The organism is Thalassotalea sp. ND16A (assembly GCF_000764205.1).
Taxonomy (GTDB): Bacteria; Pseudomonadota; Gammaproteobacteria; order Enterobacterales; family Alteromonadaceae; genus Thalassotalea_A.
Genome location: NZ_JQDZ01000119.1, coordinates 1 through 26,971, shown reverse-complemented (window position 1 = coordinate 26,971; position 26,971 = coordinate 1). Strand labels below are relative to the sequence as shown.

At 42.4% G+C, this 26,971-nt stretch carries 24 protein-coding genes; 16 read left to right on the top strand and 8 right to left on the bottom strand.

Going from position 1 to position 26,971, the window contains the following annotated elements:
* Positions 1–357: 357 nt before the first annotated feature.
* Positions 358–618 (bottom strand): 30S ribosomal protein S20, encoded by a 261-nt coding sequence (rpsT, locus tag ND16A_RS01850; protein WP_033079153.1) that lies wholly within the window; start codon positions 616–618, stop codon positions 358–360.
* A gap of 242 nt (positions 619–860) precedes the next feature.
* On the opposite strand from rpsT, the gene murJ reads away from it, so the two are divergent.
* The 7 genes from murJ (at position 861) to ND16A_RS01885 (ending at position 9,856) form a co-directional block, all read left to right on the top strand.
* On the top strand, positions 861–2,429 hold the full coding sequence (gene murJ, locus ND16A_RS01855) for a murein biosynthesis integral membrane protein MurJ (RefSeq protein WP_033079152.1): 1,569 nt from the start codon (positions 861–863) through the stop codon (positions 2,427–2,429).
* Positions 2,430–2,936: 507 nt separating this feature from the next.
* Positions 2,937–3,872 carry a bifunctional riboflavin kinase/FAD synthetase gene (gene ribF / locus ND16A_RS01860; protein WP_033079151.1) on the top strand — a complete coding sequence of 312 codons (936 nt, stop codon included), beginning with the start codon at positions 2,937–2,939 and terminating at the stop codon, positions 3,870–3,872.
* 296 nt (positions 3,873–4,168) lie between these two features.
* Entirely contained in the window at positions 4,169–6,991 is a 2,823-nt protein-coding gene (ileS, locus tag ND16A_RS01865) for an isoleucine--tRNA ligase (RefSeq protein ID WP_033079150.1), read from the top strand.
* 51 nt (positions 6,992–7,042) lie between these two features.
* Positions 7,043–7,639 carry a signal peptidase II gene (gene lspA / locus ND16A_RS01870; RefSeq protein ID WP_081945690.1) on the top strand — a complete coding sequence of 199 codons (597 nt, stop codon included), beginning with the start codon at positions 7,043–7,045 and terminating at the stop codon, positions 7,637–7,639.
* A gap of 1 nt (position 7,640) precedes the next feature.
* Entirely contained in the window at positions 7,641–8,090 is a 450-nt protein-coding gene (gene fkpB / locus ND16A_RS01875) for an FKBP-type peptidyl-prolyl cis-trans isomerase (RefSeq protein WP_033079149.1), read from the top strand.
* A 104-nt stretch (positions 8,091–8,194) separates the two neighbouring features.
* The gene (gene ispH, locus ND16A_RS01880; protein WP_033079148.1) at positions 8,195–9,124 is read left to right on the top strand and encodes a 4-hydroxy-3-methylbut-2-enyl diphosphate reductase; all 930 of its coding nucleotides are present in this window, start codon (positions 8,195–8,197) and stop codon (positions 9,122–9,124) included.
* Between the two features lie 123 nt (positions 9,125–9,247).
* On the top strand, positions 9,248–9,856 hold the full coding sequence (locus ND16A_RS01885; protein ID WP_033079147.1) for a GspH/FimT family pseudopilin: 609 nt from the start codon (positions 9,248–9,250) through the stop codon (positions 9,854–9,856).
* 23 nt (positions 9,857–9,879) lie between these two features.
* Here ND16A_RS01885 and ND16A_RS01890 read toward each other — a convergent pair whose 3' ends face one another.
* Genes ND16A_RS01890 through pilV form a run of 4 tightly spaced genes read right to left on the bottom strand, consistent with a single transcriptional unit; the run spans position 9,880 to position 12,370 of the window.
* Positions 9,880–10,362: a type IV pilin protein gene (locus ND16A_RS01890; protein WP_033079146.1), complete on the bottom strand. Its 483-nt coding sequence runs from the start codon at positions 10,360–10,362 to the stop codon at positions 9,880–9,882.
* 37 nt (positions 10,363–10,399) lie between these two features.
* Entirely contained in the window at positions 10,400–10,909 is a 510-nt protein-coding gene (locus tag ND16A_RS01895) for a hypothetical protein (RefSeq protein WP_033079145.1), read from the bottom strand.
* A 15-nt stretch (positions 10,910–10,924) separates the two neighbouring features.
* Positions 10,925–11,848, bottom strand: a complete 924-nt coding sequence (locus ND16A_RS01900) for a PilW family protein (RefSeq protein WP_033079144.1) — start codon at positions 11,846–11,848, stop codon at positions 10,925–10,927.
* A gap of 3 nt (positions 11,849–11,851) precedes the next feature.
* Positions 11,852–12,370 carry a type IV pilus modification protein PilV gene (pilV, locus tag ND16A_RS01905; RefSeq protein ID WP_081945689.1) on the bottom strand — a complete coding sequence of 173 codons (519 nt, stop codon included), beginning with the start codon at positions 12,368–12,370 and terminating at the stop codon, positions 11,852–11,854.
* Positions 12,371–12,594: 224 nt separating this feature from the next.
* Between pilV and ND16A_RS20420 the strand changes: the two genes are divergently transcribed.
* From ND16A_RS20420 to ND16A_RS01925, 5 genes are all read left to right on the top strand, one after another.
* Positions 12,595–13,176, top strand: coding sequence for a GspH/FimT family pseudopilin (locus ND16A_RS20420; RefSeq protein WP_081945688.1), 582 nt, complete (start codon positions 12,595–12,597; stop codon positions 13,174–13,176).
* A complete protein-coding gene (locus tag ND16A_RS01910; protein ID WP_033079142.1) occupies positions 13,176–13,601 on the top strand; it encodes a type IV pilin protein in 426 nt (141 codons plus the stop codon). The genes ND16A_RS20420 and ND16A_RS01910 overlap by 1 nt, the downstream gene beginning before the upstream one ends.
* Before the next feature lie 477 nt (positions 13,602–14,078).
* On the top strand, positions 14,079–14,873 hold the full coding sequence (locus ND16A_RS01915; protein ID WP_033079141.1) for a PulJ/GspJ family protein: 795 nt from the start codon (positions 14,079–14,081) through the stop codon (positions 14,871–14,873).
* Positions 14,873–16,108 carry a PilX N-terminal domain-containing pilus assembly protein gene (locus ND16A_RS01920; RefSeq protein ID WP_033079140.1) on the top strand — a complete coding sequence of 412 codons (1,236 nt, stop codon included), beginning with the start codon at positions 14,873–14,875 and terminating at the stop codon, positions 16,106–16,108. The genes ND16A_RS01915 and ND16A_RS01920 overlap by 1 nt, the downstream gene beginning before the upstream one ends.
* 2 nt (positions 16,109–16,110) lie before the next feature.
* On the top strand, positions 16,111–18,198 hold the full coding sequence (locus ND16A_RS01925) for a type IV pilus modification PilV family protein (RefSeq protein WP_033079139.1): 2,088 nt from the start codon (positions 16,111–16,113) through the stop codon (positions 18,196–18,198).
* Between the two features lie 78 nt (positions 18,199–18,276).
* Here the strand turns inward: ND16A_RS01925 and nadE are convergent, their stop codons facing one another.
* On the bottom strand, positions 18,277–19,107 hold the full coding sequence (nadE, locus tag ND16A_RS01930) for an ammonia-dependent NAD(+) synthetase (protein ID WP_033079138.1): 831 nt from the start codon (positions 19,105–19,107) through the stop codon (positions 18,277–18,279).
* Between the two features lie 163 nt (positions 19,108–19,270).
* On the opposite strand from nadE, the gene glnB reads away from it, so the two are divergent.
* Complete coding sequence (glnB, locus tag ND16A_RS01935; protein ID WP_033079137.1) at positions 19,271–19,609, top strand: nitrogen regulatory protein P-II; 339 nt, start codon at positions 19,271–19,273, stop codon at positions 19,607–19,609.
* 634 nt (positions 19,610–20,243) lie between these two features.
* Here glnB and ND16A_RS01940 read toward each other — a convergent pair.
* Entirely contained in the window at positions 20,244–21,008 is a 765-nt protein-coding gene (locus ND16A_RS01940) for an outer membrane protein assembly factor BamD (RefSeq protein WP_033079136.1), read from the bottom strand.
* Between the two features lie 129 nt (positions 21,009–21,137).
* On the opposite strand from ND16A_RS01940, the gene rluD reads away from it, so the two are divergent.
* The 3 genes from rluD to clpB all read left to right on the top strand — a co-directional run bounded on the left by rluD (position 21,138) and on the right by clpB (position 25,567).
* Positions 21,138–22,112 (top strand): 23S rRNA pseudouridine(1911/1915/1917) synthase RluD, encoded by a 975-nt coding sequence (gene rluD / locus ND16A_RS01945; RefSeq protein ID WP_033079135.1) that lies wholly within the window; start codon positions 21,138–21,140, stop codon positions 22,110–22,112.
* A gap of 45 nt (positions 22,113–22,157) precedes the next feature.
* Positions 22,158–22,859: a peptidoglycan editing factor PgeF gene (gene pgeF, locus ND16A_RS01950; RefSeq protein WP_268746323.1), complete on the top strand. Its 702-nt coding sequence runs from the start codon at positions 22,158–22,160 to the stop codon at positions 22,857–22,859.
* A 134-nt stretch (positions 22,860–22,993) separates the two neighbouring features.
* Positions 22,994–25,567, top strand: coding sequence for an ATP-dependent chaperone ClpB (gene clpB, locus ND16A_RS01955; protein ID WP_033079133.1), 2,574 nt, complete (start codon positions 22,994–22,996; stop codon positions 25,565–25,567).
* A gap of 165 nt (positions 25,568–25,732) precedes the next feature.
* Here the strand turns inward: clpB and ND16A_RS01960 are convergent, their stop codons facing one another.
* Positions 25,733–26,170 carry a DUF4124 domain-containing protein gene (locus tag ND16A_RS01960; RefSeq protein WP_033079132.1) on the bottom strand — a complete coding sequence of 146 codons (438 nt, stop codon included), beginning with the start codon at positions 26,168–26,170 and terminating at the stop codon, positions 25,733–25,735.
* Between the last annotated feature and the right edge of the window lie 801 nt (positions 26,171–26,971).

Here is a 26,971-nt window from a genome sequence, read left to right as displayed (position 1 = left end):
ACTTTGCATTCTTGCGAAAAAGATATTGAGGATAGCGTACCAGATAATGGTGAATCACAAAAAATATGATCCAAACATAGCTTTTCCAGCTTAGAAATTTGACAAAAGCTAATAACAGGCATCCCGTGCTTGCCACGGGACCTCCTAAATTCAAAATGAGCATAGATAAAATATCCTACCTGTATCTCGTTTCTCGTTTCTCGAAGCCCACAACACATCCAAGATACATAAACCCAACCCGAACATTCAGCCAGACTGCTTGTACCTTGTACCCCTTACCCCGTACCTTGTTTTTCAGACAAAAAAATACCGCAATTAAGCGGTATTTTCAAAACTTTGTTAATGCAAAAGTTCTAATTAAAGAGCTTTAATTTTTGCATTTAAACGGCTCTTAACACGAGCAGCTTTGTTTTTGTGTATTAAACCTTTACTTGCGTAACGATCTAAAATTGGAGAAGCAGCAGCAAACTCTTTTGTTGCAGCTTCTTTGTTACCAGCTTCAATAGCAGCGATAACTTTTTTCAAATAAGTGCGCATCATTGAACGACGACTTGCATTGTGTTGGCGACGCTTCTCTGATTGTACAGCGCGCTTCTTAGCAGACTTTGAGTTAGCCAAGGTGAACTCCTAAAAATAAAATAATATAGCCATAATTTAAGGCGACGAAATATGCCTTTTTTAAACCGTTATGTCAAACCTTTTATTGATAAATTAACCAATAACGTATTTTTTTGACATTTAATACGGTTTTTACTGTGGCAAACAAGGGCAGGGATGATAACATTATTAACCGCTAAGCGCTAAGTTTCTCGACCAAAATTTACTAAAAACTCATAGATAATAATAAAGGAGTCACATTTTTGAGTAAAAAATTGCTTAAGTCAGGCCTCATCGTCAGTTTTATGACGCTTATTTCCCGAGTTCTTGGCCTGGTGCGCGATGTTGTTATCGCCGATAAAATAGGCACCAGCTCAGGTGCCGATGTGTTCTTCTTTGCCAATAAAATCCCCAATTTTTTACGACGATTATTTGCCGAAGGGGCATTCGCACAAGCCTTTGTGCCGGTGTTAAGCGAATATCAGGAAGCGGATGATAAAAATGGCGGCAATGAGACTCGAGAGCTGATCAGCAAAGTAAGTGGTACCTTAGGTGTTATCGTCTCTCTTGTGACCTTGTTTGGCATGATTGCTACGCCGTTATTTGTTGCTTTATTTGGTTTTGGCTGGTTTTTAGACTGGCTCAATGATGGTCCTAATGCCGATAAATTTGATTTAGCATCATCGCTATTAACTATCACCTTTCCGTATTTATGGTTTATTAGTTTTACTGCCCTTGCAGGAGCGGTGTTAAATACCTTAGGTAAATTTGCTGCTGCCGCGTTTACCCCGGTGTTGTTAAATGTTTGTATTATTGCTGCGGCAATTTATTTATCCGCATCATTTGAGCAACCGGCCTTCGCACTAGCTTGGGGAGTGTTCCTCGGTGGCTTAGCTCAGTTCTTATTCCAAATTCCGTTTTTGCTGAAAGCCGGTGTTTTAGTCAAACCTAGCTGGGGTTGGCATCATGCAGGCGTTAAAAAAATACGAAAATTACTAATTCCGGCACTGTTTGGTGTTTCGGTTACGCAGATAAATTTATTGCTTGATACCTTAATTGCCAGTTTCTTAATCACCGGCTCCATCAGTTGGCTTTACTATGCGGATAGATTATTAGAATTTCCGTTAGGCTTATTCGGAATTGGTATTGCCACCGTAATATTGCCAAGTTTGTCGCGCTTGCACGCCAAGCAAAACCCAGAAGAATTTTCCTCAACCTTAGATTGGGCATTAAAGGTAGTTAGCTTACTTGGTTGGCCGGCAATGGCCGGACTTATGGTACTGGCACAGCCTATCATTATGGTGCTGTTTATGCGTGGTGAATTTAGCCAAAATGACGTGTTCCAAGTGTCCTATGCCCTTTACGCGTATTTAAGCGGCTTGCTCAGTTTTATGTTCATTAAAGTCTTGGCGCCTGGCTATTATGCACGCCAAGATACCAAAACGCCGGTGAAAATTGGCATCATCGCCATGGTCACCAATATGGTGTTTAATTTACTGTTAGCACCTGTGTTTGGCTATGTTGGTCTGGCCATAGCAACGGCGTTATCGGCCACGTTAAATGGTTTTTTATTGTATCGAGGCTTAAAAATATTAGGCATTTACCAGCTAAGCAAACAGACCTTATTGGTGATCATCCGCCTAATAGTCGCAGCCCTAGCTATGGCGGCAGTGATAAATTACTTATCGCCCTCGTTTGATGCTTGGTTACCGTTATCTTTTACTGAACAAGCGATAAAGTTGATCTGGTTAATTTTGGTCGGTGCAGCAAGCTATTTAATCAGTTGCGTCGTTATGGGCATTCGTTTACATCATTTTGTTAGCAAAAGCTGATTGCTCTGGTCAAATAACTGTTTTGCGATGGAAAATCCCAAGCTTTGAGCAAAATTGCCACCAAAAGCCTATTATCTTATGCGAAAGTGCTGATTATTAATTCACAGTGGCGTATAAACTTATATACCCGTGCTACCTCAAGATGCATGTTTAAAATACGTTTTGAGTGACTGAGCAATTTCAATTCAAGGCGCAGCTATACAGTAATGGTGCTCCCTTACAAATAGGTGCAACGAAGAAGTGGGATTGCTCAGACACTCCGTTCCGGTGGGTTTAAAAGAAATTTATGCCGCGTTATTAAATTTAACAATGAATAAACCATTCTCGGCTTTGTCTCCTGAGTCGCCCTACCTCCACCATCCATGGTGTCGTCTAAGTTCAATGCCTTGCCTAAATTTCTTTTAACTCCCACTGAAATCTTGCACTTTGAGGTAGCACGGGTATATAATTTGTCAGTTTTTAATAGGCTAAATATACTCATCAAGGTGAGTCGGGATTTTTCAATAGATGCAATTAGTTAGAGGTGTACACAATATTCGCGATGCGCATAATGGTTGTGTATTGACCATTGGCAATTTTGATGGTGTCCATTTGGGTCATCAAAGAGTGGTTACCGCCCTGGTTGCAAAAGCTAAAAAGCTAAACTTGATCCCGGCAGTGATGGTGTTTGAACCACAACCGCAAGAGCTATTTAATCCACAAATGGCGCCAGCAAGATTATCTCGGTTAAGGGATAAATATACCCTATTAAAAAAACTTGGCGTACAGCGTCTCATTTGTGTGAACTTTACTCATGAATTTGCCAGCCAAACGGCGCAACAGTTTATTGAAAAATTATTAGTGGCGCAGCTTGGGGTTAAGCATTTAATCATTGGTGATGATTTTCGTTTTGGCAAAAATCGTCTTGGCAATTTTGCTATGCTCAAATCTGCCGGTAGCAAATTTGGCTTTGAAGTTACCGATACTGCCAGTTATAAAATGCTTGACTGCAGAATTTCCAGTACTGAAATTCGCAAAGCATTGCAACAAAACGAATTGCATGAAGCCGAACAAATGCTGGGCCGAAAATACAGTATTATTGGCCGTGTCGTGCATGGCGATAAGCAAGGTAGAAACTTAGGCTTTCCTACCGCGAACGTATTACTTAAACGTTGCGTCTCTCCGGTTGCCGGGGTATACGTAGTAAGCATTAATGCTTTAGGTAGGCAATTTTATGGCGTCGCCAATATTGGTTCCAGACCAACGGTGAATGGCATAAGACAGCAGCTTGAAGTGCATATTTTTGATTTTAACAATAACTTGTATGGTCAACCGATTGAAGTGGCATTATTAAAGAAACTGCGTGCAGAACAGCGCTTTGCCTCTTTAGACGAGTTAACCGCACAAATTACAAAAGATAGTGAACAGGCCCGCGCCTTTGTGCAGGCTTTGGTTTCAAATTAATTGGTATATACCCGTTCCACTTCAAGATGCGGGATTTCAGTGGGAGTTAAAAGCAATTTAGGCAAGGCATTAAATTTAGAGAATGGTTGTTCCATTGTTAAAATTAATAACGCGGCATAAATTGCTTTTAAACCCATCGAAGAAGTACTTGAGCAATACCACTACGTCGTTGCAGCTATTTGAAAGGGAATAACCATTTCTACATAACTGCGCCTTGTATTGGCATCGCTCAAGAACTCTGAAACCTGCATCTTGAAGTGGAGCGGGTATAAACATACTAACGGATAAATGATTTAATGAGTGATTATAAACATACTTTAAACTTACCAGACACTGCGTTCCCAATGCGTGGTGGCTTGCCACAGCGTGAACCTAAAATGCTGAAAGAATGGGCCGAAAAAGACTTGTATGGTCAAATTCGTGCTGCCAAAAAAGGCAAGAAATCATTTATTTTGCATGATGGCCCACCGTATGCGAATGGTAATATTCATTTAGGTCATTCGGTAAACAAAATATTAAAAGATGTGATTGTAAAGGCAAAAACGCTTTCCGATTTTAACTCTCCATACGTACCAGGCTGGGATTGTCACGGTTTACCGATTGAATTAGTGGTTGAGAAAAAGTGGGGCAAGCCCGGTAAAAAACTTACCGCCAGTGAGTTCCGTCAAAAATGTCGTGAATATGCGGCAAAACAAGTGGACGGCCAGCGTGAAGACTTTAAACGCTTAGGCGTTTTTGCCGATTGGGCCAACCCATACTTGACCATGGATTTTAACACCGAAGCCAACATTATTCGTGCTTTAGGAAAAATCACCGAGAACGGACATTTACATCAGGGCTTTAAACCTGTGCACTGGTGTACCGATTGTGGTTCGGCATTAGCCGAAGCCGAAGTGGAGTATCAAGATAAGGTATCGCCTGCCATCGATGTTAAATTTAACTGTGATGATGCCGTTGCCGATTTATTCTCACACCCTGAAGGGCATGTAGGTGAAGGCCAGATAGCAATTGTGATTTGGACTACCACGCCATGGACTTTACCGGCAAACCGAGCAGTATCGGTAAATCCGGCTTTGAAATATACCTTAGTTCAGGTAGAAGGTGAGCAAGGGCCACAGCGCTTAATTTTAGGATCTGACTTGGTGGCTGATTGTATGGATCGCTTCGGTATTGATAAGTATCATGCCCTGGGTTTCTGTAACGGTGATGCCTTAGAGAACGTACAAATAAATCATCCATTTTATGATTTCACCGTCCCGGTGATCTTGGGTGACCATGTAACTACCGAGTCTGGTACTGGTTGTGTACACACCGCTCCTGGCCATGGTGTAGACGATTTCAATGTAGGTCGTAACTATGGTTTAGAAGTCGCTAACCCAGTTGGCGCTAACGGTGTTTATCTTAGCGATACCCCTTTATTTGCTGGCCAACACGTGTTTAAAGCAAATGCTAGTGTGGTTGAAACCTTAAAAGAACATGGTTCGTTAATGCATCATCATGCGTATGAGCATTCATACCCGCATTGTTGGCGACATAAAACGCCAATTATTTTCCGAGCGACGCCGCAGTGGTTCATCTCTATGGATAATAAAGGCTTGCGTCAACAATCATTAACTGAGATTGAACAAACGAAATGGATCCCGGATTGGGGCCAAAGCCGAATTGAAAAAATGGTGGAAGGTCGCCCTGACTGGTGTATTTCAAGACAACGTACCTGGGGTGTACCAATTGCATTATTCGTACATAAAGACACCGGTGCATTACACCCAGATTCAGTCGCGTTAATTGAAAAAGTTGCCGTTAAAGTTGAACAGCAAGGCATTCAGGCCTGGTTTGATTTAGAAGCGGAAGAATTAATCGGTGAAGACGCCAATGAATACGTTAAAGTGCCAGATACCTTAGATGTTTGGTTTGATTCTGGCGTCTCTCATTACTCTGTGGTTGATGCTCGTGATGAGTTTGATGATATTGCCGATTTATACTTAGAAGGCAGTGATCAACACCGTGGTTGGTTTATGTCGTCAATGATGTCATCGGTAGCGATGAACGGCAAAGCGCCGTATCGTGAAGTGTTAACTCACGGTTTCACTGTTGATGTTAAAGGCCACAAGATGTCTAAATCATTGGGCAATGTGATTACACCGAGTGAAATTACCAATAAATTAGGCGCCGACATTTTACGTTTGTGGGTTGCTTCGGTTAACTACACGCAAGAAATCACCGTATCGGATGAAATATTCAAACGTCAAGCCGATGCTTATCGTCGTATTCGTAATACCTCTCGTTTTTTATTAGCCAACATTAATGGCTTTGAACCAGAAACGCATTCGGTGGCATTCGATGATATGGTGGCACTCGATCGTTGGGTAGTAGGCAAAGCGGCCGATTTACAAGAAGAAATCATCGAAGCTTACGACAACTATGAGTTTCATGCGGTAGTGCAAAAAATCATGAATTTTTGTACTAATGAGCTCGGCGGTTTCTATTTAGATATTATTAAAGACAGACAGTACACCGCTAAAAGCGATGGTGTTGCTCGTCGTTCATGTCAAACGGCACTTTATCTGATTGCCGAGGCTATGGTGCGTTGGATGGCGCCAATTTTAAGCTTTACCGCGCAAGAAATTTGGGCGGCATTGCCGGGTAAGCGTGATGAATTTGTGTTCACTGGCGTATGGTTTGATGGGGTTGAAAAACTGCCAGAAAATGCGGCATTAAATAATGATTTCTGGGCAAGTTTATTAGCGGTGCGTACTGAAGTGAACAAAGCGCTGGAGCTCGCTCGTCGCGAAGAAGTGGTTGGTGCCGGATTACAAGCGAACGTAACCTTATATGCGAACCAAGCATTAGCGGATAAATTATTGGCCATTGGTGAAGAGTTACGTTTTGCCTTAATTACCTCAACTGCAGCGGTAGAAATCGTTGATGAACAACCTGAGGGAGCTAGCGCCACCGAATTAGCCGGTTTGTGGTTATCGGTTACCGCTTCAACGGGTACTAAGTGTGAGCGTTGTTGGCATTATACCGATGACGTAGGCACAAATGATGCGCACAGTGATATTTGTGGCCGTTGTATTAGCAATATTGAAGGCGATGGCGAAGTTCGTCAGTTTGCTTAATTGTTAGTATCGTTATTTTGACTAAAGCTGTAGAAAAAAGGTTGTATTAGAATGTCTGATCATTCTGTGTTTAAAAACACTGGCTTACGTTGGTTATGGTTAGCAATCATTTTGCTTATTGTAGATCAGGTGACTAAGCACACCGTTGTGGCGTTTATGGATTATCGTGAAAGTATTGCGATAATGCCATTTTTTAATTTAACCTATGTACATAACCCTGGCGCAGCGTTTAGTTTTTTAGCTGACCAGGGGGGCTGGCAGCGTTGGTTTTTTACCATCATTGCCGCGGTAGTCAGTGTATTATTGGTTGTCTGGATGGCGAAAACGCCGAAACAAGATAAGTTGATTGCCATTGCCTTTGCGTTAATTTTAAGTGGTGCGGTTGGCAATCTGATCGATCGTATGCTGTTTGGCTATGTGATCGATTTCCTCGACTTTTACTATGGCAGCAAACATTGGCCTGCCTTTAATGTTGCCGATTCGGCGATTTTTGTCGGAGCTGGTTTAATGATCTTCGATGCTTTGTTCTATGGTGACAAAAGCGATGATAAAAGCGGCAACAAAAATGGCGACACCAGCAACGACCCAATCACCGACAAGAATGAACACAAAAAGGAGTTAGATAACTCTGACTCGGGAGTAAAGTAGTATGTCTGAACAGGCAAATGAAGTAAAAAGCATTAAAAGCGATTCAAATTTGTTAATGCATATCACCATGAAGCTATCCGATGGTTCAGCGGCTGACAGCACGAAAGTGAACAACAAACCGGCAAAAGTAAAGATGGGCGATCAAAGTTTATCGCCAGCGTTTGAAGCGCAATTGTTAGGCTTAACGGCAGGTGACAGCAAAGAATTTACGTTAGAGGCAAAAGATGCCTTTGGTGACGTGAACCCGGATAATATCCATTATTTGGATCGACAAAAATTTAACAGTGAAACACCAGCCGAAGTGGGCAGCATTGTCACGTTCAGCCAACCGGGTGGTGAAATACCCGGCGTTATTCGTGAAGTAAACGATTTATCGGTTACCGTCGATTTTAATCACCCTTTAGCTGGGCAAGCAATTACCTTTGCCATCGACGTGGTCGACATTCTATAATTTAGTATAGTGCGAATTTTATTCGCATTTTCACGGCTACGGCAATTTGTGTCGTATGTAAACTGTAGTGGCGACTCGAGTCGCACATCGAAAAGAAAAGTATTATGGAAATTATATTAGCGAACCCTAGAGGTTTTTGCGCCGGTGTTGATAGAGCTATCAGTATTGTTGATAGAGCTTTAGATATCTTTGACGCACCAATTTATGTTCGTCACGAAGTGGTTCATAACAAATTTGTCGTTAATGGCCTAAAACAGCGGGGCGCCATATTTGTTGATGAACTGGACGAAGTGCCTGATGACAACACCGTAATTTTTTCTGCACATGGTGTGTCGAAAGCGGTGCGTAAAGAAGCCAAAGACCGAGGCTTAAAAGTATTTGACGCCACCTGTCCATTAGTTACCAAAGTGCATATGGAAGTCACCCGTGCATCGCGTAAAAATCATGAGTGTATTCTTATTGGTCACGCTGGCCACCCCGAAGTGGAAGGCACTATGGGGCAATACGAATCGATAGTTGGCGGTATTTACCTGGTTGAATCGGTGCTGGATGTTGAAAACCTTATCGTAAAAAATTCAGATATTTTGTTTTATTGCTCACAAACCACATTATCGGTGGATGATACCTCGGAAGTGGTTGATGCGCTTCGGACTAAATTTCCAAACATCGAAGGCCCGCGCAAGGATGACATTTGTTATGCCACACAAAACCGGCAAGATGCGGTTCGCTCCATTGCCAGCAAAGCCGATTTGTTATTGGTGGTAGGTGCCAGAAACAGTTCTAACTCAAATCGTTTACGCGAATTAGCGGAAAAAATGGGCATTACCTCGTATCTGATCGACGGTGCCGAAGACATTGATCCTAGCTGGTTAAAAAAGGCTGAAAAAATTGGCGTCACGGCTGGTGCCTCAGCGCCGGAAGTATTGGTTGCGCAAGTTGTTGAAAAACTAAAAGCCATGGGCGGCAAAGTCGTCATCGAAAACCCCGGTCGCGAAGAAACGACCGTATTTGCGGTTCCCGCCGAACTGAGATAACGCGGCAATTTCACATGTTTTAAGCGCAAACTGAACTATACTGTATTCATCAGTATCCCAATCTGCATAAGTAAATGAACAATTCATTATTTATGCCGATTGGTATATCAGCAAGGAGGCTAAATGATGAAACAGCAACACCTGTCCTATTCGAAACAAGTTACTACCCGCAAATTAATCCCCTGCTTAGGCTTTTCGTTGATCGAACTTATGGTTACCGTGGCCATTATGTCATCACTGCTCACCATTGGCATGCCAAGGTACCAAGATCTGATCCAGCGCCACTATATGAAAACCGAAGTGGATAAGTGGTTATTGGCATTAAATCTTGCCCGCCAAACGGCAATTACCAGTGGCAATATAGTCACGCTTTGCCCGAGTAGCAATGGCATTTCTTGTGGTAAAAAGTGGACCGATGGGGCGATACTGTTTATCGACAATAATCGTGACCATGCAAAAGATACTAGTGAACTCTTGTTGCAAGTGGTTGGCGCTGTTCAACATCGGCAATTATTGACCTGGCGCGCCTTTCAAAATCGCAAATATATCCAATTTCAACAAAATGGTTTTACCTGGAATCAAAATGGCACGTTTCGAATTTGTGCAAATCAACCGACGTTGAAATACAATCGTGCGTTAATTGTGACTCGTTCAGGCCGCATTCGATTATCAAAAGACCATGATAACAATGGTATTCATGAAGATGCTGCGGGAAAGGAAGTTAGTTGTTAGGGTAACCTGAGCTCGGGATAAGCCTAATACCAGCAATTATTATTGCTCACACCTTGGCTGTTTAGTGCACTTTTCTCATTTAAATTTGACAGGCTAAAGCTGAAACAAGCTGTATCTTTACTCTGACTGGCTCTGGCTGTTGCTTTTAGAATAAAGCTGTCGACTCCATCATTGGCGTGAGTTTTCACGATAACACTGAGTTGATAAAACTCATCATCGGTTAATAATGATTTATGATTCAAGCCGGAAACAGCGCTAATGTCATTAGAATACTGCATGTTTTGATTATAAAAATTCTCTTCTAAGACGGCCAGATGCATCAATTTGGTTGTCGCATCGCTGCGCCTTACTTTTCGTACATAGTCTTGAAAGTTAGCATAGGCGATACTGCTTAAAATTCCGATTATCACTAAACAAATCATCAATTCCAATAACGTAAAGCCGAGATGACTGTTATTCGGTACTCTGTAAGCCACTTTATTGATTTCATCACATTTGCGCTGCATAAATTACCTCCGAAAAGTTATCAACTGGTAAACCGCGTTAATTGACTAAAAACGTGAGAAATTGCTGACTCTGGTACTCACCACCTTTTGCCGTTTCTGTGTGCAGCAGTAATTTGAACAGATGGTGTTCACTACCGATAAGTGGCTGGCTCAATTTCGAGGTTATACCTAAGTAGAGCACCACATATTGGCCTTTCCCTGCAGTCATTGACGTTGCTATTAAGACGGCGTTGTTATCTTGCCAATTGATATCAGTTAAATATAAGGCGGAGTGCTCAGGGTAAAAGCCTATGTCTGGTACCGTTAAATCGACATTATTATCGAGCAACGACTGAATATACGATTTAGCCTGGGCAGTCACCTGATGAGATAAATTTTGACTGAGCAGTTGTAGCTGATAATGATTGTTCATTTGGCTTTGGTTTAAACCATTTTTAAACAGTGCTGTGGCAATTAAGGTTACCAATAACAGCATGATCAAATTGCTCGCCAAGACTAAGCCATGGGGGATGGCTTTGTTAGCAGTATTATTGTCTGGTAAATACATCAATAAATCCTTTTATTAATGGTAATTAAACGTGTACTGATAATGCAAGCGGTGGAAGTTATCGTTTACCTGATAATTAATGTCGGCAAGCGGATAATTTTTATTGTCAATATGTGCCTTATCCGGACAGTCACTTCTTAATAATAAGTCCACTTTTACGCTTAATACTCTGCGCCAGTTCGATACCTGATCGGGATTAACATACTTGTTGGCGATGTTATCAAGATCGCTATCGATGGCAAACTGAATTTGTAATTGTTCGACACCACTGAGTAATTCTTCCCGTTGCGGCCTGCCATTGACCAGAGTTTGCCAATACAACGACGGTATGTTTTCAGACTGGCATTGCCTTTGGCTGTCGCCAATGTAATAACTGTGGGCGACGACTTGTTGAGTTAACGGGTTGGTTAAGTCCTTATTAATGGCTAAATTTCTATCTCGGCCGATAAATAACCTATGACTTGCACCGTCACTACGCAGATAAATTTGTTCATTATCATAACTGCCAAATGGCTCTGTGCTGGCATATCTGAGGGTTAATATGTCGCCAATAAGATAATCATCATTTTTTATACAGGCATAACCTGTGGCCGAATTGTTGATGGCAAACACCGGTTGCTGTAATTGTCGGCCCCAACTGGTACCTGATTCAATGCAGGTGGTTTGTGTCGCGTCGGTTAATTCAGCACTGCCGGCAAACGTACTAAAGGGCAGGATATTATTCCAGTAGCGGCTTTGTTTTATGTCAGTCTCAATTAAGGCGAACACAAATCTTGCCGTTTCCTGCATTTTTACTGTTTGCTGAATATTGATAAAGCTTTTGTTAACGCTGAGCAGTCCCTGCACGCTGACGCTGAGTAAAAATAATCCAAGGGAAAGTGACACCATGACTTCGACAATGGTGAAACCATAGCGATATGAGAATTTTTGTAACCGCATAAATCACCATAGCACCCGACTGATCCTAGTGCATTCAAGATCATTGTTGTCTTTCTTCGGACAATTCAAGCCACTAGAACCATCACGATTTTGATCCCAGCGAACAATAATTTTTGCAGTATGGGCCGTGGCGATTATCTCTGCCTGACCAAAAGGCAAAGCATTGGCAATTTTTTGTTGCCAGAGTTGTAAATCGTATTTAGCAATATTGGCAGAGCTACAGGAAGTGGCACTGCAATTTACTGATGCGCTTACTTGTTGATTAGCCGCGAGTTGATAATGTGCCAGGGCGGTCTTATTGGTCGTTATTTGCTCTGCCATTTGCGTGGCAAAACTTGCGGCTTTACTGGCGTAATGAGCATTTTGCACATCGCGCAGGGCATTCAGTTGCAACTTGGCAACGCCAAACATGCCAAAGGTGATGATCAGTATTGAAATCAATACTTCCATTAAAGAAAAACCACGTTGTCGTTTATGTGCGTGGGTTGGTATAGATAAGAAGGGCGAGGGTAAGTAAGCCATTTAATCACATCCTTGTTAATTAAATTCACTTTTAAGTAATAGTTCAAAATAGCCCAAATTTCTATTTTTTTTGTCCAATTTTATCAAAACAGCTGTTTGCGCTGTGTTATCATCATTTTTAAAAGCGCGGCTAATAATAATGTAACTGCGTTCTATAGGATAGAATATTGCGCTTTCAAGGAAGATCTAATAACAACCGTTTTTCTAAATCGGGATATTAAACTATGAGAAAAATACGCGGATTTACTTTATTGGAAATTCTGTTCAGCATCCTCATTTTGACTATATTGGCAAGTATTGCAGCGCCTAGCTTTTTGCAATCTTTTTCCGATAAAAAATTAGTCAGTGCCAGCGAAGAATTGTATTCGAACTTGCAACTGGCTCGCTCAGAAGCGCTGACACGATCTGAGCCCATATACTGGAGTGCCGCGTCATTGGGAACAAAAGACTGGCAGTTTGGCATGAGTGCCGGGCAGTATTGCGATCCTAAAGTCACTTCCAACGTAACGGCAAAAGCATGTGTATTGACCATTGACGATGGCGATGGTGACTTCACTGCCGCCAACGATCTGGTTTTGCATCGTATCGATGGCAGTGAATTTGAAGAAATTACTCTGAAACGTACCTACAGCTCATCATCAGTAGATGCAATTACGTTTGATCCCGTCAGAGGCACCACCAATGTTAAAATGCGCTACTACACCTTAACCTCGGCTTTGGGCAACGAAGTGAATTTCACCCTTTCAATGATCGGAAACATCAAAATTTGTTCCGATGATATTGCAAATTATAAGGATTGTGGTTAATGCACAATAATCAAACTAAAGGTTTTACCTTAATCGAATTAATGATAACCGTGGTAATTATCGGCATCATTGCAGGCGTCGCTTACCCATCGTTTATGGATATGATGAATAAGTCGAGACGAGCCGACGCCCATAGCGCATTGATGGAACTGAGTTTAGCGCAGAGTAAATTGCGCGGCAACTGCACCACTTATGCCAGTGGCATAGGCAGCGTCAGCGATTGTGCCAATAAAAAGGTAAAAGGCACGAGTAGCAGCGAAAATGGCTATTATGCCTTGAGCGTTAGCGGTGCCACTGGCAATGCCTACACGTTAACGGCGACGGCACAAGGCGTTCAGCTAAATGATACCCGTTGCAAAAAGATGACCTTAGCTGTCAGTCCTTCACAGCCCAAAGGGGTGAAAGCGCCGGAAACCTGTTGGTAACGGTTTTTTTTCTTGTATTCGTCACAGAAAAATTTAAATTTGGGGTTTTCATCATTTAATGATAAGTTAACCTTAATGGAGAGTAACAATAGCGTTTGTACCTTTAAGTGACTGGGTAGTAGAAATGTTATTTGTTCGCAATACAAAGGAAGCGGGTCTGTTAGCGTAGACTAGCAGATTGGGTATTGACCTAGCTTAAAATACATTGTTGTTTTAAGTGCTCTCTATCTGCGCGCGCCTTTTATTTCAAGAACTCAACTCTTTGTTTAATTAATTTATAGTGTAATGGTTTATAAGAGTTGCAATTCTCAATGGTGTTATTTAATTTATTCAGCAAACAGTACTTCTCTTCGGGCAATATCAATGGTCTACATTGTTGTTTGAATTTTGCCGTTCTAAACCGTTTTTCAGCTATTTTCATCTTTCGAATAATTATTACTTTAAGCGCCGTTAGCCTGTTGCGGAATTGGATTGCGAATGAGAACTGATAAAAACACGCTGGCTGGATTTACTTTAATTGAATTAATGCTCAGCATGGTCTTTGGTTTAATTGTTCTCTCCGGGCTAACTTCGATTTACCTTGCCGTAGTGACTAGCAGCTCTGATACTCTGAAAAATACCAAACTAAACAGCCAATTGATGACCATCATGGGCATTATGGCCGATGACATCCGCCGCGCGGGATACTGGTCGAATAGCAACCTGTTGGCGCCAACCGATAACCCTTTTAATCAAGTTGATGATTCGCGGTTAGTGATAGTAAAGTCGGTGACAGATAAGACTAAAATTGTTGAAGACAGTAATATCGATGGAAGCTGCATTTTATATAGTTATGATCGGGATGAAGATGGCCTGGTTGATAATAGTTCCAGTCGTTATGAATACTATGGTTTTCGCCTGAATGGCGGGACAGTACAAGTGCGTTCATCTGGCTCTGTAACCCAGGGCGACAGTTGTACTAATGGCAACTGGTACGATTTAAGTGATGATGATTTATACCAAATCGACACCTTAACATTTAACCCTCGCAATTCAAGCTGTGCGAACTCTTCTGAACCCGATGGTAGTGACTCGGATAATGACACCAATAATGACGTTGATGATGAGAGCGAAAAGGATTGCTATAGGGTCGCCGCAGCTGCAGGCCATGTCACGGTAGAAACCCGGGAAATATTGATAACATTGGGAGGCTCATTAAAAAATGATGCTAACGTAAAAGCGCAATATAGCCAGTCGATAAGAGTGAGAAATGATTTGGTGAGGGTTCGTTAATGAAAATCTTACCATCATCCCAATGTGGCCGGAATAAAAGTACCAAACAACAAGGCATGGTGGTACTGGCTCTGTCGATCATTTTATTGATTCTAATTAGCGCGGTATCTATTTATCTGGCCCGCACGTTATTGTTTGAACAAAAGTTAACCAATAATAGTATTCGTGCCAAGCAGGCATTTGAAGCGGCAGAAGCCGGCTATGCCGTGGCACAAGAATACTTTATCAAAGGTATTATTGATAATACCGCCGAAGGAAAATACCAGATTTTCGCCAGTATCGTCGACGGTAGTGATGATTCTTTTCGTGGCACACTTGCAGACAGCAGTTTTGCAGTAACCTTAACCGAAATCGACGTTGATGGCTTAATTGCCATTGGCATCTCATCCACTGGCACAAGTGCCGATGGCACCGCAAGCAAAACCATAGCTTCCGATGTGGTTGCGCTGAATCCCATTCCCAATATTCCGGATAACCCTATTAGTACTAAAGGTGCGTTCGCTATTGGCGGCTCTGGCACGGTGCACAACAGTGAAGGCCACAGTACCATTTGGAGTGGCGGCAATGTTGATGTGGGCTCGAATAATTCGACCAAAACCCTAATTGCCGATCCAAATGGCACAAATTACCCTGCTTGTATGGATATCCCCGGCGAATGCGCCACCATTGAATCATCAAACCGTGACATGGCAGGCCTTGATATCGTTGAGCATGACTCAGATTTAGCAAATTTAACTGCTGCTGAAATGTTTGCCAATTTTTTTGGTATGACGCCAGCGGCTTATAAAGAGACCATGGCCACCAGAATTGTCGACACCAACAACCCTGGCCAAGCAACCGGTGATTGCGGAAACTCCTGGGGCGGTTGCGTTAATATGGCACTCAATGAAGTGGTTTGGTATGAGGGTAATGTTAGCGAAAATGGTGGTAGCGTAGGCTGTGCGACCAAAGTGACGGGCAATAATGTTTGCGCAGCAGCAAATGAGTATCCTTCGATTGTCATTATTAATGGTGATGCCTCTTTTAAAGGGACGCCACATTTTTATGGCATTTTGTTTGTCATGGGAAATGTAACTGGCACTGGCAATATGACCTTACATGGCGCCATGGTTACTGCAGGCCAGGCAAATACTGGTAACGGCAGTTTGGACATTTACTACAACTCCAGGTTACTCGAAAGCCTTGAGTCTATTGGCCCACGTGCAATTTCTTCGGGCAGTTGGAAGGACTTTTAAAAATGACGCAGATGAATTTTATGAAAAATAGCGGCTTTAGTCTGGTTGAGGTATTGGTCTCTTTAGTGATTTTGTCTACCGGCTTGTTAACTATGGCCACCTTTCATAGCTCAGTGATCAGCGATAGCAATGATAATAAAAATCGTGGCGAAGCGATAGTACTTGCCCAGGAGCGACTGGAGCAAATGCGCAATTTCTCCGACTTAGCGCCTGATGAGGAAGCGTTTGAACAACAATTTCCAGCGAGCACCGAGTTTGCCAATGCCACCCGCCATAGTGGCGTAAATGCGCTGTTCATTCGCCAGGAAAAAATCACCGATAATGACAATACTAAATTTATTAGCGTACAAGTTTCCTGGAAAACCACTGCCGATGTCAGCGAATACGTTACCCTTGAAACCGAATTAACCTGGCACTCAACGAGTCTGTCAGGAAATTTGGATACTAGCGCGGCTACCGGCCCTATGGTTCGTTCTGCTACGGGGCGAGCCACTTTAGGTAAAGGTAAAATTACCGATGAGGAATTATTAAAAAATGTAGTTTACGGCAATGGTGACACTACCGGGTTATTGGATAAGGGCGATGGCGATTTACTGCTGTTATCTGGTAGCGATGTGGTTTTAACCTTAGAGGATGCCTGTGAAATAGACAACAATAATGAAAGAACCCATGTGCCTTGTACCGGCTTTGTTGAGATTTCTGGGACGGTATATATTGACCGACACTCATCGAGTATGGACATTGGTCAAGTTCATGTTATCGCTTCCGATGCGGCCTATTGTCAGAGTTATTATGTGGTTGATAATCAGCCATTTGAGATAAACGCTGCCACGACTAGGGCGTTAACCACAGCGAATAATGATTATGAGTACTTTCAATACACCTGTTATTTAGGTGGGGGCTGGCATGGCAATATCGGTATATTGGTCGATGGGCCAATTTCGGCTTGTATGGGCGACCCTACTGCCAGTCATGCGTCATTAACGCCCAATGTTGCCATCAGACGAGTTTACCGTGGTATGGCGTTCGGCTATGAAAGTGATGGTACGACAAAAGTTGCCGACAACAATGGCGATACCATTTATTACTCTGTCGGGGTAGCCGATGCCCTCAAATTGCCGGAAGAAGGGCAAGCAGGCCATGACTTTGTCATTGCCAGTTTAACCAGTACCGATGGTGCCGAATGTGTTACGGATGCTAAAAAACTTGCCGCTCCGATGTTTCATACCGACGCAAACCTATATGGAACGGATGGTGATTTATTTACCGGTGTACCGACCGATTTTGTTTGTTTAAATCAAGATGACACCTGGGTTGATAATACCAAGTTGCAGGCTTTTGGTTATGCAATCGACAATTATTGTCCATTTAATCCAAGTGATCCGCCGTCTGCACAACACAGCATTAATGGCAGTATTCATATTGATGCCGATAGCTCGTTATTGACTCAAATATCGGCCATCGAAGCCTACACATCCGATGGTTTTTACAACTGTGAAACATTCGCTCCTGAGTTAGTTGGTAGCAAGTATCAAATTTCTTATCAATGCCAAGTGTATGACTGGGGCGAGGGCTGGACTGGATACATCCAGATAACACCGGACTTATCGGTGATTAATTGCAGCAATTATCAGTTGTTTTATAGCGGCGCCAATCCGATAACTGCAGACCAGGGATTAGCTACCTTTAATTGTGCAGCCAAAGACGGCGTAATACCTGATCCAGATCCAGATCCCGCTCCTGACCCAGATCCGGGACCAGATCCAGTACTCGGAACCGTTACCATCACCGGTAATATTATCCAGTCAGGTGCCGGTCGCTTTGACTACGTGTCAATGACTGGTGGCAGTTGTACTGTATCTGGCTCAACTTATACTTGTTCGAGCCTGGAGTTTGATCTCGCAACTTACTGGTCAGGAACACTCAGCTACTCAGCAAGTAAAAAAGTTGCTTGTCTTGGTTCTCCTAGTGATAACCTGGGTGGGACAATAGCGGTTACCGAAGGCAGCAGCAAAGCAACGCTGGAACTCATTAGTGTTTCTTCTGGAAACATCAATGTTGATGCCACGTTTGCGAAAAGTTGTAACTAAGCTGAACTCGAGTTCAGCTTAAGTTGAAGCAATAAAAAAAACCGTTAGATAGCGGTTTTTTTATTGCTTCAAGTTAAATTAATCATAAATGGTAGGAATAGGCTGACGCTTATGTTGGGTTTTGTTATAGATAGAAACCAATTTATCCACGACATCAGTACTGACTTCTTTGCCTTCTAAGAAGCTATCAATATCATCATAACTAAGTCCTAAAGCCGCTTCATCTTCTTTGCCAGGAGCCAGTTCTTCTAAATCAGCCGTTGGTGCTTTTACAATCAGTTTTTCCGGCGCATCAAGTGTTTTCGCCAACAACCGCACTTGTCGTTTACTTAACCCAAATAATGGCACCATATCACAGGCGCCATCACCCCATTTGGTGTAAAAACCGGTAATGTTTTCCGCACTGTGATCGGTCCCTATGACCAGCCCACCTAAAATTCCGGCGATATGATATTGCATCACCATACGGGTACGCGCTTTTACATTGCCTTTCGAAAAATCTAATTGATGATCATCGCCATCATGCAAGCCTGATTCGGTTAACACCTTAACCGCTTCTTGATGTATGCCATCAGCGCCGGCCATGATATTGGTAGATAGGGTTTGGCTTGGTTTGATAAACTCTAAAGCTAACTGCGCATCGTCTTCGTCTGCCTGCACGTTATAAGGTAAACGTACTGCAATAAACTTAAAACCGTGGTTATGCTCTTCGTTGAGCTCATTTACTGCTACCTGGGCTAAACGACCACAGGTTGAAGAGTCGACGCCACCGCTGATACCAAGAATTAGATGTTTTAAACCTGAGCTGAGTAACTGTTGTTTGATGAAATCAACGCGACGGCGGATCTCAAAATTTGCATCAATTTCGGGCAACACTTTCATTTCGTTAATGATAGTTTGGCGGTTCATGAAAAGTCCTTAAGCTATAGCCATATATTGCCGTTAAGTTTATCAATGTTAATTTCTGCTGACTATGATATTCGCCTATTTTCTAAATATTTTATATTAGAGCTATTTATCTGGGCAATAATTTGGTTAAAATGGTCAATAAATACAATAGTTGGTAGAGCAAATGAAAAAAATAGAAGCCATAATCAAACCATTTAAAATGGATGACGTGCGCGAAGCGTTGGCAGAAATTAACATCACCGGTATGACAGTTTCAGAAGTAAAAGGTTTTGGTCGTCAAAAAGGCCATACCGAATTATATCGTGGAGCTGAATATATGGTGGATTTTTTGCCGAAGGTGAAACTTGAAATCGTTGTTGCCGATGATGAGGTTGAGCGTTGTGTCGATACCATTATTGAAACCGCACAAACCGGTAAAATTGGCGATGGCAAAATTTTTGTCACCAATGTTGAACGAGTGATCCGCATTCGCACCGGTGAAGAAGATGAAGCGGCGATTTAGATAAATTCAATTAAACATCTGTTATACACCATCGATGTTGAAAATGTGCAAAAAGAGCGTGCAATTTTGTCGCTCTTTTTTGGTTTTCAACTTAAGTTAATCTACGCACTATACGCGACAGGAGGTCCCTGAATAAATCAGGGATGCCGTGGTGTAAGTTTTCTGAAAAGGGTATAAATTCTAGAAAAAATACTCCGTCATTCCAAACTTGCTTTGGAACCTCCCAAGTTGACAGCGAGCGCTTGTATTTTTAACTATTTGCTTTGATTGTATGAAAAAGGCCCCAAGTTAGTGTTGTAAACAAACTTGGGGCCTCAACAATGCTGCTTGTACCCTGTACCCTGTACCCTGTACCCTGTACCTTGTACCTTGTACCTTGTACCTTGTACCCTGTACCTACCGTTTAGCTGCTGGCCACGGGCTGCGAGCAGATCCCATTAGCGATAGAAGTCGGTATTGTCTTTATCAGGGTAAGTCTGGGAAGGTGGTATGCCAGGTGACATAAAATATTCTGCCCGTTGCCAGTTAGCCGAAGCTCGTAGCACATTCAAGAAACATTACCCTAAACCTTACGTTTCCCCGGTCTGCTTGTACCCTGTACCTCGTACCCTGTACCTCGTACCTTGTACCTATTTTACAACCCTTTAACTGCAGGATTATTTGGATAGTTTAGAACAAGTACTTGACGAGCATTACGTTTTAAATCATCCAAACCTAAAATTTCATAACATTCAATCATAATAACCAGAGCTTCTTCAACTTGTTTTCCCGGGCCAAAGTATTCAACAATGTATCGTCCACGGTTTGCTGCCGCGGCAAAGGCTTTACGTTTCATGAAAAAACGCGCGGCGGCTAATTCGTAATCGGCTAAACGGCTTTTAATCGACATCATACGTTTTCGCGCATCACTTGCGTATTTACTCTCCGGGTATTGCGTTAAAATCGTTCTAAAATCATCAAATGCCGAACGGGAATGCTTTGGGTCGCGGTCACTGCGGTCGATGCCAGCCATTTCCTGAAATAAGTTTTCTTCCAGTGACAAGTTCATCAATGCTCGCATGTAATACACATAATCTATATTTTTGTGACCAGGGTTTAACCGTAAAAAACGGTCGACTAATGCGGTACCCTGAGCAACATCCCCTGATTTATAATACGCATAAATCAAATCGAGCTGCACTTGATGAGAAATGGCACCAAATGGATATCTCGAATCGATCGCCGATAAAATAGGAATCGCTTTTTGGTATAAGCCATTATCAAGCGCACCTTTGGCGTCCAGATACAAGGCTTGCGCGGATTTGTCAGGCACTTTATCTATTTTTTCTGGCGATGAGGAACAAGCCGTTAAAGTTAAGAATAATAATACGGTAGCGATTTTTACTGTAAACTTGATCATATAGTAGGATGTCTGTAGCGACCCTTTAAAAATAATTATGAAAGCCCTGCATAAAGCAGGTAAAATATATATAAATGCATTCTAACCTAGCTTTTGTGTATTGCACAGTGCTATTTAACAGAGACTTTAATGGCTGAAAAAATTCAACACCAAGATATCGTTCCCGATTCTTGCCTCGGCAAACGTTTAGATCAAACAATTGCCCAAATGTTCCCCGATTATTCACGATCTCGTTTAAAAGATTGGATTTTAGATGGAAAAGTACAAGTAAATGGTGAAGTGATCACTAAGGTGAGAGTAAAACTTGCAGGTGGTGAACAGATCACTTTAAATGCAGAGCTGGAAACGGAAGTTCATCATCAAGCCCAGGACATTAAGCTAAATATCGTTTATGAAGATGATGACATTATCGTGATCAACAAACCATTTGGTTTAGTCGTTCACCCAGGTGCCGGTAACCCCGATGGAACAGTATTAAATGCGTTGTTGCATCACTGCCCAGAACAAGATTTGTTGCCTAGAGCAGGCATCGTTCACCGCCTTGATAAAGATACCACCGGATTAATGATAGTGGCTAAATCCATTGCCGCACAAACAAACTTAGTCGATGCGCTGCAAGCCCGGGAAATTACCCGTGAATATGAAGCCATAGCCAATGGCATCATGACCGCTGGTGGAAAAGTCGATGAGCCAATCGGCCGCCACTCAACTAAGCGAACCCATATGGCGGTAACTTTTTCGGGTCGTCCATCAGTAACCCATTATCGAGTGGTGGAAAAATATCGACTTCATACCCGTTTACGCTTGCGTCTGGAAACCGGTCGTACTCACCAAATTCGTGTGCATATGTCTCATATTGGCCATCCACTTGTTGGCGACCCCGTATACGGTGGCAGACCTAGGCCGCCAAAAGGTGCAACTGAAGAATTACGTGATATGCTGCGCGGCTTTAAACGCCAGGCATTGCATGCCGCCATGCTATCGTTATACCATCCGGTAACCGGTGAATTAATGACATGGCATGCACCAGTACCCGATGACATGGTGGCCATTGCGGATGCATTAAAAGAAGATGCCAAGCTTAATTATAAAGAAGAGTATTAACTTATTCCTGCAATAGCTAAGATATCCTGGCCAGCACCTGACAGTGTGCTGGCGGTAACCACTACCCGCCAGGGAGGTATGAGCTTAAGCCCCTATGATTCATTTAATCTGGGCAGTCATGTCAACGACTCTCTACAGGCGGTCCAACAAAATAGAGATATTTTACTTAGCAAACTCGGCAATTCTTCTGCCAAGCACATTCAATGGTTAAATCAAGTACATTCCAATGTTGTGGTTACTATTGATACCTGGTCCACCGAACCGGTAACTGCCGATGCCGCATACACCAGGCAAGCGAACCTGCCGCTGGCAATATTGACAGCCGACTGTTTACCCATTTTATTGGTGAATCAAAAAGCGACTGAAATAGCCGCAATTCACGGGGGCTGGCGCCCGTTGGCTGGCAAAATCATTGAAAATACCGTGGCAAAGTTTGCGACACCCAGTTCCCAGCTATTCGCATGGTTGGGGCCGTGTATTGGACCAAGTGCATTTGAAGTCGGTAGCGAAGTAAAGCAACAATTTTGTCAACTGGATAAGCAATTTGCAGCAGCCTTTAGCGCCGTTAAAGATGGCAAATATTTGGCAGATTTACACGCCATAGCGCGCATACAGTTACAACAATTAGGCATAACGACTATTTCTGCAATGGCAGATTGTACCTATACAAATCCTCAAACCTATTTTTCCTATCGCCGTGACGGCCAAACCGGCCGGATGGCATCCGTTATTTGTATTAATAGCTAACTAATTAACATTTATAGTGTTTTAATTGGGTATTTAGGGTTTACCCATTGAAAAGTGAATCCTTCGCTCCTATCTATTTACTATAACAGTTAAAAACCATAGGTAATTTGTGGTTAATTATTAGGAGTTGTTTGATGCGAATTGACAAACTTACCCAAAAATTTCAGCAAGCCTTAGCCGATGCTCAGTCATTAGCCCTTGGCAAAGACAATCAATTTATTGAACCGACCCATTTAATGTTGGCCTTACTGAATCAGTCAGGTGGCTCGGTGCTGCCCATTTTGAAAAGTTGCGCTGTCGATATCAGTAGTCTGCGAACTAAAATAACGCAGATGTTGGAGCAATTACCTCAGGTAGAAGGGGTTGGAGGTGAAATACAAGTTTCCACTCAATTGGCAAGTTTATTAAACCTGTGCGATAAGTTGGCACAAAAACAGCAAGATAAATTCATTTCATCGGAAATGTTCTTGCTAGCGGCACTGCAAGATAAAGGGCCGCTAGGGCAGTTATTAAAAACATTGGCAATTAAAGAAAAGCAGATCAAACAAGCGATAGAAAAAGCTCGCGGTGGGCAAACCGTTGATGACCCCAATGCCGAAGATACCAGACAAGCGCTTGATAAGTATACGGTGAACTTAACGGAAAGTGCCGAGCAAGGAAAATTGGATCCGGTGATTGGCCGCGATGAAGAAATCCGTCGTACCCTACAGGTGTTGCAGCGTCGCACCAAGAATAACCCGGTATTGATAGGCCAGCCAGGTGTTGGCAAAACGGCCATTGTTGAGGGCCTGGCGCAGCGCATTATTAATGGCGAAGTGCCCGAAGGGTTAAAAAACAAGCAAGTGCTGTCACTGGATATGGGGGCATTAATTGCCGGTGCCAAATATCGTGGTGAATTTGAAGAAAGATTAAAAGCGGTACTGAATGAGCTTGCCAAAGAAGAAGGCGAGATCATTTTATTCATTGATGAACTGCACACTATGGTTGGTGCTGGTAAATCTGACGGCGCCATGGATGCCAGCAATATGCTTAAACCGGCATTGGCCCGTGGTGATTTACATTGTGTTGGCGCCACTACCCTCGATGAATATCGCCAATATATTGAAAAAGATGCGGCATTAGAGAGACGTTTTCAAAAAGTACTGGTGGAAGAGCCAAGCGTAGCTGACACCATCGCCATTTTACGTGGCTTAAAGGAGAGATACGAATTACATCACAAAGTCGACATTACCGATCCTGCTATCGTTTCCGCAGCCAGTTTGTCGCATCGCTATATTAGTGATCGGCAATTACCCGATAAGGCAATCGACTTAATTGATGAAGCCGCGTCCAGTATTCGCATGCAAATGGATTCAAAACCGGAAGATTTAGATCGCTTAGAACGTCGTTTAATCCAATTGAAACTTGAACAAAAAGCGGTTGAAAAAGAAACGGATGCCGCATCACAAAAACGTTTGAAATTGATGGAAGAAGAAATTAACAACATCCAGGGCCGTTATGATCAATTGGAACAGGTTTGGAAACAGGAAAAAGCTTCTCTTTACGGTGCTCAAACCATTAAAGCCGACATTGAACAGGCAAGACTTGATTTGGAAGTTGCGCAACGAGCTGGCGATTTAAATCGTATGTCAGAACTGCAATATGGCAGAATTCCAGAATTAGAAAAACAGCTTGAACACGCGGCAAATGCCGATGCGGTTGATCTTAAATTACTGAAAAATAAAGTTACCGATGTAGAAATAGCGGAAGTCTTGTCGAAGGCAACCGGTATTCCCGTTGCGAAAATGCTAGAAGGTGAACGCGACAAATTATTGCACATGGAACTAGACTTGAAAAAGCAAGTGATAGGCCAGAGTCAGGCATTAACCGCCGTATCAAATGCCATACGTCGCTCTCGTGCCGGGCTGTCTGATCCAAACCAACCGATAGGCTCATTTATGTTCCTAGGGCCAACAGGGGTAGGGAAAACAGAACTTACCAAGGCGTTGGCAAAATTCCTATTCGATAGTGAACAGGCATTAATACGTGTTGATATGTCTGAATTTATGGAGAAGCATTCTGTCGCTCGACTCATCGGTGCTCCTCCTGGGTATGTTGGCTATGAAGAAGGTGGTTATATTACCGAAGCGGTTCGGCGAAAACCATATTCCGTTATTTTGCTCGATGAAATTGAAAAAGCCCACCCAGATGTGTTTAACATCTTATTACAGGTATTAGACGATGGCCGCTTAACGGATGGTCAGGGCCGTACGGTCGATTTTCGTAATACGGTAATTATTATGACCTCCAATATGGGCTCAGATATTATTCAGGAAATGGCTGGCGAAAGTCATTACGAGCAAATGCGTGATACGGTAATGGCCGTGGTTGCCCAGCACTTTAAACCTGAATTTATTAATCGAATTGATGAGTCTGTGGTCTTCCATCCGTTAAATGCGGAGCAAATACAGCAAATAGCCAGCATCCAGATTAAGATTTTGGCAGGACGGTTAGCTGAAAAACAACTTTCACTGGAGATCAGTGATGATGCATTGGCAAAAGTCTCAGAGTCGGGCTTTGACCCGGTATTTGGGGCAAGACCGTTAAAGCGAGCCATTCAACGTAATATTGAAAACCCATTAGCACAAGAATTACTCGCCGGAAAATATTTACCAGAATCTACCATAACCATTGATGTCGATAGCGAAGGTAAATTAATGATTAACTAACCTGAACTCGGGATAAGCCGTATTTGCTCAATACTATTTTAAACAGTTTGCAGGTAACAGTTAACTTGATGGTTTAAAGGTAATATCAAGCACTCATTAGCCCGGGTTCAGGTTTTTAAGGAGGTGAGATGATGGAGCACTGATGTGACAGTAAGAAAATATTGTTTACTTACCGGAGTCACAGTAGAGCTCCACCTCTTTTTCACTGAGGCGCAATCGTTGCTGTTTTTCTAAACCGCTAAGTAAACGTGATTTGCCATCTTCGCTGGTAACTTCTATTTTATCGAAATCGGATAGTGTGCGAAAATTTGTTTGCGCATTTTTGCATTTAGTTGCTGAGGCGCGGGCAAGTTGATTGTTCTTGCTTTCTTCATCACCTGCTAAGGCGGTATCTTTCAACGGTGCTTGAACAGGTGAGTAGGCGGTATCAACTTGTATAGTTGTGAAGTCATCTGAAATCGGTTCGTGCTGACTATAATGTACGACATTATTTTCATCAACCCACCGATAAACGGTTACATCTTTTGCTTGCGCATTGTTAACCTGTACAAGAGAAAAAGAGCAAATCACCGTTAAGATCAATAACTGTCTGTATATACTCATCCCTTAACTAACCCTCCAGAAGCTTAAACAATTTAATTATTATTAATCAAACATTTTACTTGCTTGATAAATAAACAATAGCAAACACATACTATTATGGCTAATAAGTATAAAACAAAAACAATATAATTTGCATTTTAGAGATAAATAAGGCGGCAGCTCATGTAAAATGGACTAACTTTAGCGGTGGTGCTGTAAAAATCGCATAAACCGCTATGTTTTTGTTGAATAAATGAACAGTTAAACGTTTTTTTTCATTTAAGTGAAAAAAGGTGTTGACGGCTCCGCAAAAATCCCTACAATGCGCATCCACTTCCAAAGCACTTCTCAACGAAAGTTAAGAGAGAACCTGGTAAGGGTTTTGAATCGTTTGTTCATCATATTTGATAAATAAGCAATCAACAAAAATTTGAAAATACGCTTTTAAAATTAATTGCGAAATACTTCAAAAAACATGTTGACATCAAAACTGGATGACGTACAATTCGCATCCGCTTCGGGCAAGGCTACTAGCCAGTTCCAAGCAAGAAAGATTGAATACCAAGGGCAGCGAATGCGACTGACTCTATCTTTTAACTTTAAGTTAAAAGCTTCTTTAACAATTAGTTATCATGCAATTTGTGTGGGCACTCACATTGAGATTAATTTACATAGTTCTTTGCTTTACGGCGAGAACACATAATTACTTAATGATGAATGAACACACAAACATATTAGTCAGGATTTATTTTAGCGATAAAGAATGATTAGTACGTTTTAGTTATTGCGCTTCGACTTCGGTTGAGGTGTGAGTAACGAAAC